Below are 13,364 nucleotides of genomic sequence, written 5' to 3' on the forward strand. Positions count from 1 at the left end.
TCGCAAGAAAAACAGATCCCACACGATCAACGCTGTTGACAACGGCGAGCAATCGATATTGTCTTGTAAAGCGCTTTACTAAACCGCTTTACAATAGGTCTGGTCAATGGCCAAGGGAACGACACCAAGCTTGAAGGATGTTGCGGCGGCTGCCGGCGTGTCGGTCACCACCGTGTCGCGTTTCGTCAACGGCAGCCTCGATCTTCCCTTTCAGACCAAGAAGCGCATCGAGGATGCGATCAAGACGCTGAACTACCGGCCGAACCCGCATGCGCGCCGGCTGAGCAGGGGGCGTTCGGACACGATCGGCCTCGTCGTACCCGATATCGCCAATCCTTTCTTCGCGACCCTTGTCGCCGCCGTTGAGCAGGCGGCCGATGAAAAGAAGCTCGCGGTCTCATTGCACGCCACCCTCAACCGGCCGGGGCGCGAGATCGAATATCTGCAGTTGATCGAGCGCAATCACGTCGACGGCCTGATCTTCGTCACCAACCACCCCGACGACGGCGCGCTTGCCGCGCTGATCAACGGCAGCGGCAAGGTCATCATCGTCGACGAGGACATTCCCGATTCGAAGGCGCCGAAGCTGTTCTGCGACAATGAGCAGGGCGGTTATCTCGCCGGCCAGCACCTGGCCGAACAAGGCCATCGCCACGTCCTCTTCATCGGCGGCGACGAGCGCATGATCAGCGCCCGCAGGCGTTATGACGGCCTGCTGAAGGCGCTCAGGGAGCGGCATGGTGGCGAGGCCCGGGCCGATCGTTATGCCGGCGAATATACGATCGAATACGGCCGTGCGGCGGCGCTCGACTATCTCTCCGGAGACCGAAAGGCGACGGCGATCTTTGCCAGCTCCGACGAGATCGCCATCGGGCTCGTCGAGGTCTTCAGAAGCCAGGGCGTCTCGATCCCTGCTGACATCTCGGTCATCGGCTTCGACGATGTCGGTCCGCTTCATCTCTTTGCGCCGCCGCTGACGGCCATCCGCCAGCCGGTGCGTCAGATCGGAAGGCGGTCGCTGGAGCTGCTTCTGGAAACCAATTGGCACGAGTGGAAACCATCCGCCTCGGAAGAACTCCTGCCTGTCGAAATCGTGGTGCGGAACTCCGTTGCGCCGCCTGCGAAATAATAATCAGCAACGTCAAAAAACCAAAAGAGGATGAGAACATGACACGGAATTTGACAAGACGAACGATGATCGCAGCCGCCGGATTTACGGCATTGACCTTCATCGGCCTCACTGGCGCTCAGGCGCAGGAAAAGAAGACCGTCGCACTGGTGCAGATCAACCAGCAGGCGCTTTTCTTCAATCAGATGAATGAGGGCGCCCAGAAGGCGGCCGATGCCGCCGGCGTCAAGCTGGTAATCTTCAACGCCAACAACGAAACGACCGCGCAGAACAGCGCGATCGAAACCTACGTCCAGGAAAAGGTCTCCGGCCTTGCCGTCGTGGCGATCGACGTCAACGGCATCATGCCGGCCGTCAAGCAGGCGGCCGATGCCGGCATTCCGGTCGTCGCCATTGACGCCATTCTGCCGGATGGTCCGCAGAAGGCGCAGATCGGCGTGGACAATGCCGCGGCCGGCGCCGACATGGGCAAATACTTCCTCGACTACGTCAAGGCGAACATGGGCGGCAAGGCCAAGCTCGGCGTCGTCGGCGCGCTGAACTCGTTCATCCAGAACATCCGCCAGGACGGCTTCGAGAAGACCCTCAAGGGCGTCGACGGCATTGAAATGGCCGGCGTCGTCGACGGGCAGAACATCCAGGACAACGCCCTTGCGGCAGCTGAAAACCTGATCACCGCCAATCCTGACCTCACCGCGATCTACGCCACCGGCGAGCCGGCCCTGATGGGGGCGATCGCCGCCGTCCAGAGCCAGGGCAAGCAGGACAAGATCAAGGTGTTCGGCTGGGATCTGACCGCCGAAGCCATTGCCGGCATCGATGCCGGCTTCGTCGTCGCCGTCGTCCAGCAGGACCCGGCCGCAATGGGTGGTGCCGCCGTCGACGCGCTCGTCAAGGCCTCGGCCGGCGAAGCCGTCACCAAGACGATCTCGGTGCCGATCACCATCGTGACCAAGGAGAATGTCGAGCCATACCGGGCCGTCTTCAAATGATCGAAAGTGGACAGCGTGACATCGCTGCCGCCGGTTCCGGAGGGCTCGCACCCTCCGGAACCGGAACATCCGGCAGCACCCGATCCGACCCGCGCATCTCGCTGCGCGGCATCCGCAAGTCTTTCGGCTCGCACCAGGCCCTGCGCGGCGTCGATCTCGACATCTTCCCCGGCGAATGCCTGGGCCTCGTCGGCGATAACGCCGCCGGCAAATCGACTCTGACGAAGATCATCTCGGGAACCTACATTCCCGATGCCGGCACGATCACCATGGAAGGTGAGGAGGTCCGCTTCTCCGGTCCCGCGGATGCGCGTGGGCGGAACATCGAAATGGTCTTCCAGGATCTCAGCCTCTGCGATCATATCGATGTCGTCGGCAATCTCTTCCTCGGCCGCGAACTCAGCCGCGGGCCGTTTCTCGACACCAGGACGATGCTGACGGAAGCCCGCAAGATGCTGGATTCGCTTGAGATCCGCATCCCGAGGCTGACCGGCAAGGTCGCCCAGCTCTCCGGCGGGCAGCGTCAGGCGATCGCCATTGCACGCGCCGCCTCCTTCAAGCCCAAGGTGCTGATCATGGACGAGCCGACATCGGCGCTTGCCGTCGCCGAGGTCGAAGCGGTTCTGGCCCTGATCAACCGCGTCAAGGCAAACGGGGTCTCGGTGATCCTCATTACCCACCGGCTGCAGGATCTCTTCCGGGTCTGCGACCGTATCGCGGTGATGTACGAGGGCACGAAGGTGGCCGAACGGCAGATCGGCAGCACCAACCTCGAGGATCTCGTCAGGCTGATCGTCGGTGAAGGAGCCAGACAATGACGGCTTATACGGAACGCGGCCACGGCTCGCGCGTCGCCGATTTCTTCGGCGAACACGCACAGGTCCTGTCGATCGCCATTTTCTTCCTGGCCTGCATGATCTTCTTTTCGATCGGCAGCGAAACCTTCTTCACGCTCGGCAACATCCTGAACATCATCAGGCAAGCGGCCCCCATTCTGATTGTCGCCATCGCCATGACCTTCGTCATCATCACCGGCGGCATCGATCTCTCCGTCGGCTCGCAGGTCGCCCTCGTCAATGCGGTGGCGGCAATCGTCATGGCGATGGGCGTTCCCTGGCCGTCGGTCGTCATCGGCATGCTCGTGCTCGGCGGCTTCATGGGGCTGGTCCAGGGCTGGTTTACCGCCTATCAAGGCATCCCGGCCTTCATCGTCACACTTGCCGGCCTCTCGATCCTGCGCGGTCTGGCGCTCTATCTGACCCAGGGCTATTCCATTCCGATCAAGGATGCGCCGGGCTTCTTCGCGCTCGGCCGGGGCGAAATCCTCAGCTTCCCGATCCCGGCGGTCATTGCCGTCGTCATCGCCATTCTCGGTTACGTCGTCATCACCGCGACCAAATATGGCCGCCAGGTCGTGGCGGTCGGCTCCAATGCAGAGGCGGCCCGGCGTGTCGGCATGCCCGCCAAATGGATCATCGCCTCGGTCTATATCATCTCCGGCATCGCCTGCGCCGTCGCCGGCCTGCTGATCGCCGCTCGCCTCGGCTCCGGTTCGTCCAATGCCGCGGTCGGCTTCGAGCTGCAGGTAATCGCCGCCGTCGTGCTCGGCGGAACGTCGCTGATGGGCGGACGCGGCACCATCCTCGGCACCGTGCTCGGCACGCTGACCATCGCCGTCATCGGCAACGGCCTGATCCTGATGCATATATCGCCGTTCTTCACCCAGATCGTCACCGGCGCCATCATCCTCGTCGCCATCTGGCTGAACACGCGCATCTTCACGGCCAATTTCCATTTCCGGCTGGGCAGGAAAGGATGAAGCGATGAGCGAACAGACAGCAGAAAGCCTGTCCGAAGCGCATGTCCGCTCCGGCAAGCTGATGACCGTTACCGGCCCCGTTTCGGCGGATGCACTCGGCGTGACGCTGATGCACGAGCATATCCTCAACGACTGCCGCTGCTGGTGGCACGCGCCGAAGACGCCGGAACGGCAATATCTCGCCGAAAGCTTCGTCTGCATGGAGATCCTCGGTGAACTCAGGCAGGACCCCTTCGTCAACAAGCACAATATCACCCTCGACGACGAACATCTGGCGATCTCCGAGCTCAAGGATTTCGCAGCAGAAGGCGGCCGCACGGTGGTGGAGCCGACCTGCAAGGGCATCGGCCGTGATCCGCTGGCGCTCCAGCGCATCTCGAAAGCATCCGGTCTCAACATCGTGATGGGGGCGGGTTATTACCTGGGCTCCTCACATCCGAAAGGCGTCGCCGCGATGAGCGTCGATGACATCGCGGGCGAAATCGTCCGCGAGGCGAGGGAAGGCGTCGACGGCACCGGCGTCAGGATCGGCCTGATCGGCGAGATCGGCGTCTCCTCGGATTTCACCGCCGAGGAGGAGAAGTCGCTGCGCGGCGCGGCCCGCGCGCAGGTGCTGACCGGACTTCCGCTGATGGTGCATCTGCCGGGCTGGTTCCGTCTCGGCCACCGCGTGCTCGACGTGGTGGCGCAAGAGGGGGCGGATCTCCGCCACACCGTGCTTTGCCACATGAACCCGTCTCATGACGACATCGCCTATCAGAGCGAGCTGGCGGAGCGTGGCGCCTTCATCGAATATGACATGATCGGCATGGATTTCTTCTATGCCGACCAGCAGGTGCAGTGCCCGAGCGACGAGGAGGCAGCGCGCGCGATCGTTCGTCTCGTCGAGGCCGGCTATCTCGACCGGATTCTCCTGTCGCACGACGTCTTTCTGAAGATGATGCTGACGCATTACGGCGGCAACGGCTACGCCTACATCCTTCGCCACTTCTTGCCTCGTCTGGAACGGCACGGCCTCGACAGGACGGTTCTCGACGAGATGATGCGCGGCAATCCCCGACGCGTCTTTGACGCCAGAGCCTAGCTCTATCCATTCAATCGATCACAGGTAAACGCAGACCATGACCAAGAAAATCCTCCTTGTCGGCGAGAGCTGGGTCAGCTCGGCCACGCATTACAAAGGCTTCGACCAGTTCGGCAGCGTCACCTTCCATCTCGGCGCCGAACCGCTGGTCAAGGCGCTCGCCGGCAGCGCCTTCGAACTCACCTATATGCCGGCGCATGAGGCGGTGGAGAAATTCCCATTCGATATGGCGGGGCTCGATGCCTATGACGCCATCATCCTCTCCGATATCGGCGCCAACTCGCTGCTGCTGCCGCCGGATGTGTGGCTGCATTCGCGCACCGTGCCGAACCGTTTGAAGCTCCTGAAGGCCTGGGTGGAGAAGGGCGGCGGTCTGCTGATGGTCGGCGGCTATTTCTCCTTCCAGGGCATCGACGGCAAGGCGCGCTGGCGGCGCACCCCTGTCGAAGACACGCTGCCCGTCACGTGCCTGCCTTATGACGACCGCGTCGAGATCCCCGAGGGCACCGTCGCCGAAGTAGTGAAGCCTGATCATCCGACGATGCGGGGCCTTGAAGGCGCCTGGCCGGTGCTTCTTGGCGTCAACGAGGTCGAAGTGCGAGACCGTGCCGATGTCGAGATCCTCGCGCGCCTGCCGGAGGATCAGGGCGGCCATCCGCTGCTCGTCGTCGGCACGCACGGCACTGGGCGGACGGCAGCCTGGACGTCGGATATCGGCCCGCACTGGCTCTCGCCCGCTTTCTGCGAATGGGAAGGCTACGGCCGGCTCTGGAAGAACATCCTCGGCTGGCTCACCGAAAAGCAGGCGTGATTTCAGCGCGCGGCAGGAATTGGAAAGGGAATGACATGCAGGAAATTTCGGACAGGCCGTCCAACGCCATCAGGGATATTTTCGGCAGGGACAAGGTTCTGATCGGCATGATCCATTGCCCGGCCTTTCCGGGCGCGCCGCGCTACCAGGGGGCTGCGACGGATGCGATCTACGACGCCTGCATGCGCGACGCCGAAGCTTGCGTGGAAGGCGGCCTGCATGGCCTGATCATCGAAAATCACGGCGACGTGCCGTTTTCGAAGCCCGAGGATATCGGCCCCGAGACGACCGGCTTCATGTCTGTCGTCACCGACCGGATCGCGCGCGCGGCCGGCATTCCGCTTGGCGTCAACGTGCTTGCCAACGCGCCGATCCCGGCCTTCGCCATCGCCATCGCCGGCGGCGCCAAATTCATCCGCGTCAATCAATGGGCCAATGCCTATGTCGCCAATGAAGGTTTCATGGAGGGCAGGGCCGCCGAAGCCATGCGCTATCGCTCGCTGCTGAGGGCCGAGCACATCAAGGTCTTTGCCGACAGCCACGTCAAGCATGGCAGCCACGCTATCGTCGCCGACCGCTCGATCCAGGAGCTGACCCGCGACCTTGCCTTCTTCGATGCCGACGGCGTCATCGCCACCGGCCAACGGACCGGCAATTCGGCAACGATGGAAGAGATCGAGGAAATCGGCGCGGCGACGCATCTGCCACTGCTCGTCGGTTCCGGCGTCAACAAGGACAATATCGTCGATATTCTGAGCCGCACCAATGGCGTCATCGTTGCGTCTTCGTTGAAGCACGGCGGCGTCTGGTGGAACCCGGTCGACATAGAGCGGGTGCGCGCCTTCCGGGCTGCCGCCGAACCAGGGCTGGAGGGTTGAGCATGGCGGCAGAAAGCCTTTCAGACCGCATCCTGCGCGAGAACAACGCCGTCTTCCGGACGATGCTGAGTCACCGCTTCGTCGAGGACGTCAAGAACGACAGGCTGAGCAAGGAGGCTTTCGAGCGTTATCTCGTCTATGAAGGCGCCTTCGTCGACAGCGCTATCTCGATCTTTGCCTATGCGGCGGCGACCGCCGGGACGATGCCACAGAAGCGCTGGCTGATCACGGTTCTCGACGCGCTTGCCAACGAGCAGATCGCCTATTTCGAGCGTACCTTCGCCAGCCGCGGCATCGATCCCTCATCCTTCGACACCGGCATCGCCGAGGTCGAGGCCTTTCGCGCCGGCATGTTGGAGATCGCCCGCCAGGGCGGCTTCCTCGATACGGTCGCGGCGATGTTTGCGGCCGAGTGGATGTATTGGACCTGGTCGAAGGAAGCGGCCAGTTGCCCAATCAGCGATCCCCTCTTGAAAGAATGGGTCGACCTGCATGTCGATCCGAATTTCGCCGCCCAGGCGCAATGGCTGAAGAATGAACTCGACATGACAGGAGAAACGCTGGAAGAGGATGAAAAGGCGCGGCTCAGCGCGATCTTCGGCCGGGCGATGCAGCTCGAGATCAATTTTCACGATGCGCCTTACCTTTAGCCTCACCTTGCGAAAGCGGATGCATGCGCGCCTACATAATCGGTAACGTCGCCATCGACGAAACCATCGCCGTTTCCGAACTTCCCCTCATCGGTGCCTCCATCCTGGGCAAAGCCGGGGGCAGCGATCTCGGCGGCAAGGGCACGAACCAGGCGGTCGTCATGGCCCGCTGCGGCGTTCCGACAACGCTGGTGGCGCCTGTCGGCAAGGATGCGAGGGCCGATACGATACGCCATTACCTCGCGGACGAGCCGCTTCGGAGCGAGTTGATCGAAATGGAAGATGCATCGAGCGACGTCTCGATCATCTTCCGGCTGCCGGGCGGCGAGAATGCCATCGTCACGACGACGGAATCGGCGCAGAGCCTGTCCCTGTCCGATGTCAGGCGGATCCTGTCGACGGCCGGTCGCGGCGATTTCATGATGCTGCAGGGCAATCTGTCCGACCAGACGACCCGCGACATCCTCGAACATGCAAGAGCGATCGGCATGGTCACCGCCTTCAATCCCTCGCCGGTGCGCGCCTATTTCTCCGATCTCTGGGATCTGATCGACATCGCCTTTCTCAACAAAGGCGAGGCGCAGACCCTGACCGGGACAACAGGCAGGGATGCTGCCGAATATCTGCTGAGCCGCGGGCCGCGCGAAATCGTCCTGACGCTGGGCGGTGACGGCGCGACGCTCGTGAACCGGCACGATAGCATCGAAGTGCCCGCCCAGGTCTGCGAGGTTGTGGATACAACGGGCGCAGGCGATACCTTCATGGCCGCAGCACTTGCATCCTGCGCGCTGCGCGGGCAGCGCCTGGACAGGCTAGCCATCGAACACGCAGTTGCAGCCGCAGCCATCACCGTCTCAAGACATGGAACAAGAAAGGCATTTCCGACCATTTCCGAGCTTGAAGCGATCCTGAGATAATCCGCTCGGCATGGGCGCGCTTCATAAAACCATCATTGGCCTCTGCGAAGGGATGGGCTCCTCGCGATTCACTCCGTCATCAGCAGCATCCGGACTTTTCTCATGACATCTTCCCCGATTTCCGCGCGTCTTTCCCCGACCGCCTCGTCCCGCCTCGTCGTGCTTGCCGAAACGGTATTGAAGGCGGGCGAAACTGCCCGCGGCTCCCTGCGGCGAAGAACGTCAGCAGAAATGCTCGCCAAGGCGCCGCGCGATTATCAGACCGAAATCGATGTCGCCGTCGAGCGGATCATCGTCGACGAGATGACGAAGGCCTTCCCGGACTATGCCATCCAGGGCGAGGAAGCCGTCGGCAATCGCACGGCGGGTCCGGAAACGCCTGTTATCTACATCGACCCGATCGACGGCACGACCAATTACGCCTGGGGCATTCCGCATTTCGGCATGACGATCTCGATCGTCGAAAGCGGCAGGCTCGTCATGGGCGTCGTCTATGACGCCATGCAGGACGAGCTGTTCAGCGCCGAGATCGGCGGCGGCGCCTATCTGAACGGCGAACGCATCCGCTGCGCCAATGTCGGCGACATCGAGAACGTGCTCGTCGGCGCCGGGCTGCCGATCCCCGGCCAGGTCAAGGCGGTTCCGGAAGAGGTCTATTTCGATGCGATCAAACGCCTGATGGCCAATACGGCGGGTGTGCGCCGCCTCGGCTCGGCGGCACTGTCGATCGCCTATGTCGCCTGCGGCCGGCTGGACGGATTCTTCGAAGACGGGCTCGCGATCCATGATTTCGGCGCCTCGGCGCTGCTGGTCGAAGAGGCGGGCGGCATCGTCACCCGTTTTTCCGGCGCTAAGGTTGTCGGAAAGAGCGATATCCTGGCCGCCAGCAAGGCGCTGCATCCCTGGTTGCTCGAAGGCTTCCAGAGTAAGGCGTGAACGGGCGCGCCCGATAGAAGCCGGCTGCCTAGACTGGCAACAGCTCGACCTCGGTATCGCCCTTTGCCGGCGTCGACTGATGGACGAGCTCGTTGTCGCGGAAGACGAAAAAGCCTGCGAAACTCGGTTCGACCCTCATCCCGGCCCGGATCCGATCGTCCGGCGCCACCATCGCTTTCAGGCGGGTGCCGTCGGCAAGATCGACATCGACCATCTTGTGGGTGCCGAAATCGACGGTGCGATGGACTGTCGCGGCGTCGACCCGATCCGAGGGACGGATGGTCAGCGCTTCCGGGCGGGCGGCCAGCGTCACCGGCCCATCCTCGACAGGAACCGCAAGCGGGAAGAGCGGATGTTCGCAGACGCCGTTTCTGGTCTGACTCTGGACAAAATTCATCGAGCCGATGAAACCGGCGACGAAGGCCGTCTGCGGCTGCCGGTAGATGGTGCTCGGCGGCGCAATCTGTTCGGTACACCCGTCGCGCATGACGACGATGCGGTCGGCGAGCGCTAAAGCCTCGTCCTGGCCATGGGTGACGAAGAGCGTGGTGATGCCGAGGCGCTGCTGGATATCGCGCACTTCCTCCCGCAGCCTTTCGCGTAAGTGCTGGTCAAGGCTGGCGAAGGGCTCGTCGAGCAGAAGGATCTTCGGCTCGAGCACCAGCGAGCGGGCAAGCGCAACGCGCTGCTGCTGACCGCCGGAGAGCTGAGTCGTCATCCGCCGTCCGTAATCGGCGAGACCGACCAAGGCCAAAGCATCCTCGACACGCTGGCGGACTTCTGCTTTCGGCAGCCGGCGGAGCTTCAGGCCGAAGGCGATGTTGTTGAAGACATCCATGTGCGTCCAGAGCGCATGGCTCTGGAACACCATGCCGGTCGGGCGTCGCTCGGGCGGCAGCGTCGTCACATCCTTCGCGTCGATGCGGATCGTTCCGCCGCTCGGGCGCTCGAAGCCGCCGATCATCCGGAGAAGCGTCGACTTGCCGGAACCGGACGGGCCGAGCAGGCAGACCAGCTCGCCGTCGCCGACTTCGAGCGAGAAGTCGCGAACGGCAAAGGTGGTCCCGAACAGCTTCGAAACACCCTCGATCGCCAGATGTGCCATTCTCAAACCCTTCCTTGAACTGGTACGCGCCTCATGCGCCGAAGCCTCGTGCGAATGCGCCGGTGCCGATCACGCGGCGGGCAAACATCAGCGCGATGAAGGACGGCACCCACAGCATGACTGACAGTACGGCGCCGTATTGCACGACGATCTGGTTGTTGATGAAGCTGATCATCAGCACCGGCATGGTGCGGATCTGAGGCGCGCCGATCAGCCAGGCACCTTCGGTCTCGTAGAAGGTGCCGACGAAGGTCAAAAGCAGTGCGGCGGCGATCGTGGGTCCGGCCTGCGGCAGAGTGATCGACCAGAAGACGCGCAGCGGCGTGGCACCCGCATCGCGCGCCGCCTCTTCCATGCGCCGGTCGACATTCTGGAAGGCTGCGACCGGGATCCAGATCATCAGCATCAGCGTGCCGACAAGCTGGATCAGCACGACGCCCCAGAAGGTGCTGATCAGGCCGAGCTGCAAAAAGATGCCGGCAATGGCGACGAGCAGGCCGAATTTCGGGAAGGCATGCGATGCAAGGAACGACAGGAACAGGATGTTCCTGCCGGGAAAGCGCATGCGCGCGAAGGCGTAAGCCGCGGGAAGGCAGATCACGGCGGAAAGAATGGTGACTGTCGTCGTCAGCCGCAGGCTGAGGAAGAGAGCGTCCCAGACATCCGGACGCGCCAGCGTCTGGCCCCAGAAACGCAGGCCGAACTGCTGCGGGATCACCGATGGATAACGCCAGACCTCGGTGAAGGCCCATGTTCCGACGACGATCAGCGGCAGCGCGATGAACAGCGTCAGCAGGCAGGCGAAGAGCAAGCCGATCCAGTCGAAGCGAAGATCCGTGCCCGATCTACCGGCGCTCATGGCTGGGCCTCGCGGTTGCGGGCGATCGACCTGATATAGAAGATGCCAAAGACCAGGCAGAAGCCGAAGGTGATGACGGCCTGGGTCATGGCGTTCAGCGGGTCGTTCATGTCGGCGAAGGTGCGCTGCATGAACGGCCCCATCATCTCCGGCGATGCCGAGCCCAGCACATAGGGCAGGGTGAAGGCGGAGAAGATGCCGAGCACGGCGAAGGACGCGGTGACCAGCAGGGAATTGCCCATGCGCGGCAGGATGATCGAGATGAACACCCGGAGCGGCCCTGCGCCGACATCGCGAGCGGCCTCGATAGCACTGTTCGAAACGGAGGAAAGCCCGGCCGTCAGCATCAGCACCGTCAGGGGAAGATTGTCCCAGACGAGGCCGATGACCGGTCCCCACGGCGTCAGATAGGGCGTACGCAGCTTCGGCAGGCTGACAGCGTTCAGCAACAGGTCGACGGTGCCGTTCGGCCCGATGGTCCTGATCAGCGCATAGGCAAGGATGATCGACGGCACGAACATCGGGAAGATCGCAAGAGCTTGCACATAGGCGGCAAGGCGTCCTTGCGAGAACCGGAGGTAAAGCGCGATCGGAAGGCCGATCGCCAAAAGCAGAATGCCGCAGACGGCGGTGGTCCAGAGCGTCAGCCACAAATTGCCGAGGCTGTAGCCATCGGTGAAGAAGAAGCGATAGGAGGCAAGCGAGAATTCCGTCGCGCCGTCAGGACCTCGGACGAAGATCGTGCCGACGACCGCCGAAAAGATCGGAAAGACGATCAGCCATGCGAGCAGGAGGACCGGCAGGGCAACGAGGAGGAGCCCGATGGAACTCCCCCTGTTGATGGACCGGGGACGGCGCAGAACCGCCGGCGCAGTGTCAGTGGACATCAGGTGCGGCTGATGCTCGGCGCGACATTGCGGTACCAGCCGTCGGCGATCGCCTTTTCCCAATCGCCGCTCGGGAAGGTCGGGATGGTCGACGGAATGACGTCAGCATATTTCTTGCGGAAATCGTCGGAGATGTGATCCCAGGAGATGGCGGGGAAGCCACCGATCTCCGTGATGATCGCTTCCTGCATCTCCTTCGTCAGCATGAATGCGGCAAGCTTCAGCGCCGCATCCTTGTTGGCGCCGTTCGAGAAGACGGTGATGCTGGAGAAGCCGCCGCAAAGGGCAAGATCGCTAAGCTGCACGAGGCCGGTCGTATCAGGCAGCACACCCTGGGAGATCGCCTGCAGCACCTGGTCCGACCAGACCGGCACCATGGTGACGACGCCCTGGGCCAGCAGCTGGATCGACTGGGTGTTGCCGGCCGTATAGGCGCCCTTGTCATAGAGCGCCGGGGCAAGGTCGTTGAGGATCTTCCAGGCCGGCGTCAGCGCCTCGGTGGCGAAGTCGGCGCTGAAATTGTCCACCTTGAACTTCTTCGGATCGCGGCCATTGGCCTCATGGATCGCGCGGCGGACGAAGTTTCCGCCCGAACCGCCCTTGTCGGGACGATTGTAGATGAACTGGCCCGGATTGGCCTTGATCCAGGCGGTGAGCTGATCCCAGCTCTTCGGCGCATCCTTCGGATCGAGCTTGGTCGTATCGTAGGCGAGAAGCACCTGCGAACCGCGATAGGGAAGGGAGTAGGGGGTATCGAAGGCAAGCGGGTTGATATGGTCGTAGCCTTCGATGTTCTCGGCGGAGAACTTGACCCAGAGCCCGGCATCGATGCCGCCGGACGGCAGGCGCGGATCGAACTGCTCGAACAGGTCGGCCTGCGGATCGGTCTTTGTCTTCAGCGCCGCGAGCGCACGGTCGGCGATGGCGCGCAGTCCATTATTGTCGCCGGCATCGGTCACCTTCAGGGCAACACCCGGATGCGCCTTTTCAAAAGCCGGGCGGATGACGTTGTTCCAGAGGTCGACGATGTTGGCATCCGAACCGCTGTAGAGGTCGATCGTGCCGGCCGCAGCCGATGCGAAACGTGGAAGAGCCAGCAGACCGGCTGCAGCCGACGATGTGATCAGAAATTCGCGTCTATTCATAACCCGTCTCCATCTGGTGTCGAGGCTCAGCCTCCGCAGGATTGTCCAAGGCCTTGCTAGCGCCGGCGCGTAACATCGACATGACAGGATCGGGCGTCTCGGCAGGGAAATTGCACAGCTGTGCTAATTGCGCCGTGTGGAAATCGGCGGCA

The 13,364-nt window shown here is 62.7% G+C and carries 14 protein-coding genes; 10 read left to right on the top strand and 4 right to left on the bottom strand.

All coding sequences use genetic code 11. The annotated features are described in order from the left end of the window. Positions 1-106 precede the first annotated feature (106 nt). The 10 genes from OLZ32_RS26265 to OLZ32_RS26310 all read left to right on the top strand — a co-directional run bounded on the left by OLZ32_RS26265 (position 107) and on the right by OLZ32_RS26310 (position 9,216). Positions 107-1,129 (top strand): LacI family DNA-binding transcriptional regulator, encoded by a 1,023-nt coding sequence (locus tag OLZ32_RS26265; protein ID WP_221946731.1) that lies wholly within the window; start codon positions 107-109, stop codon positions 1,127-1,129. Positions 1,130-1,167: 38 nt separating this feature from the next. Further along, entirely contained in the window at positions 1,168-2,121 is a 954-nt protein-coding gene (locus OLZ32_RS26270) for an ABC transporter substrate-binding protein (RefSeq protein WP_003549273.1), read from the top strand. Then, positions 2,118-2,939: an ATP-binding cassette domain-containing protein gene (locus tag OLZ32_RS26275; protein WP_264398496.1), complete on the top strand. Its 822-nt coding sequence runs from the start codon at positions 2,118-2,120 to the stop codon at positions 2,937-2,939. The genes OLZ32_RS26270 and OLZ32_RS26275 overlap by 4 nt, the downstream gene beginning before the upstream one ends. Then, positions 2,936-3,940, top strand: a complete 1,005-nt coding sequence (locus OLZ32_RS26280) for an ABC transporter permease (RefSeq protein ID WP_029875352.1) — start codon at positions 2,936-2,938, stop codon at positions 3,938-3,940. Before OLZ32_RS26275 ends, OLZ32_RS26280 begins: the two co-directional genes overlap by 4 nt. A gap of 4 nt (positions 3,941-3,944) precedes the next feature. Next, the gene (locus OLZ32_RS26285) at positions 3,945-5,024 is read left to right on the top strand and encodes a phosphotriesterase family protein (protein ID WP_264398497.1); all 1,080 of its coding nucleotides are present in this window, start codon (positions 3,945-3,947) and stop codon (positions 5,022-5,024) included. 37 nt (positions 5,025-5,061) lie between these two features. Further along, positions 5,062-5,835, top strand: a complete 774-nt coding sequence (locus tag OLZ32_RS26290) for a glutamine amidotransferase (RefSeq protein ID WP_264398498.1) — start codon at positions 5,062-5,064, stop codon at positions 5,833-5,835. A 35-nt stretch (positions 5,836-5,870) separates the two neighbouring features. Further along, positions 5,871-6,713, top strand: a complete 843-nt coding sequence (locus OLZ32_RS26295; RefSeq protein WP_264398499.1) for a BtpA/SgcQ family protein — start codon at positions 5,871-5,873, stop codon at positions 6,711-6,713. A 2-nt stretch (positions 6,714-6,715) separates the two neighbouring features. After that, entirely contained in the window at positions 6,716-7,363 is a 648-nt protein-coding gene (locus tag OLZ32_RS26300; protein WP_264423513.1) for a TenA family protein, read from the top strand. Between the two features lie 23 nt (positions 7,364-7,386). Then, on the top strand, positions 7,387-8,280 hold the full coding sequence (locus tag OLZ32_RS26305) for a ribokinase (RefSeq protein ID WP_264398500.1): 894 nt from the start codon (positions 7,387-7,389) through the stop codon (positions 8,278-8,280). Positions 8,281-8,382: 102 nt separating this feature from the next. Continuing rightward, the gene (locus tag OLZ32_RS26310) at positions 8,383-9,216 is read left to right on the top strand and encodes an inositol monophosphatase family protein (RefSeq protein ID WP_264398501.1); all 834 of its coding nucleotides are present in this window, start codon (positions 8,383-8,385) and stop codon (positions 9,214-9,216) included. A 28-nt stretch (positions 9,217-9,244) separates the two neighbouring features. On the opposite strand, the gene OLZ32_RS26315 is transcribed toward OLZ32_RS26310, so the two are convergent. Genes OLZ32_RS26315 through OLZ32_RS26330 form a run of 4 tightly spaced genes read right to left on the bottom strand, consistent with a single transcriptional unit; the run spans position 9,245 to position 13,212 of the window. Continuing rightward, complete coding sequence (locus OLZ32_RS26315; RefSeq protein WP_264398502.1) at positions 9,245-10,321, bottom strand: ABC transporter ATP-binding protein; 1,077 nt, start codon at positions 10,319-10,321, stop codon at positions 9,245-9,247. A gap of 31 nt (positions 10,322-10,352) precedes the next feature. After that, the gene (locus tag OLZ32_RS26320) at positions 10,353-11,180 is read right to left on the bottom strand and encodes an ABC transporter permease (protein ID WP_029875360.1); all 828 of its coding nucleotides are present in this window, start codon (positions 11,178-11,180) and stop codon (positions 10,353-10,355) included. Further along, entirely contained in the window at positions 11,177-12,067 is an 891-nt protein-coding gene (locus OLZ32_RS26325) for an ABC transporter permease (protein ID WP_264423515.1), read from the bottom strand. Before OLZ32_RS26325 ends, OLZ32_RS26320 begins: the two co-directional genes overlap by 4 nt. Continuing rightward, positions 12,067-13,212 carry an extracellular solute-binding protein gene (locus OLZ32_RS26330; RefSeq protein WP_264398504.1) on the bottom strand — a complete coding sequence of 382 codons (1,146 nt, stop codon included), beginning with the start codon at positions 13,210-13,212 and terminating at the stop codon, positions 12,067-12,069. The genes OLZ32_RS26325 and OLZ32_RS26330 overlap by 1 nt, the downstream gene beginning before the upstream one ends. Positions 13,213-13,364 lie beyond the last annotated feature (152 nt).

The sequence above is a fragment of the Rhizobium acaciae genome (genome assembly GCF_025941625.1).
GTDB lineage: Bacteria > Pseudomonadota > Alphaproteobacteria > Rhizobiales > Rhizobiaceae > Rhizobium > Rhizobium acaciae.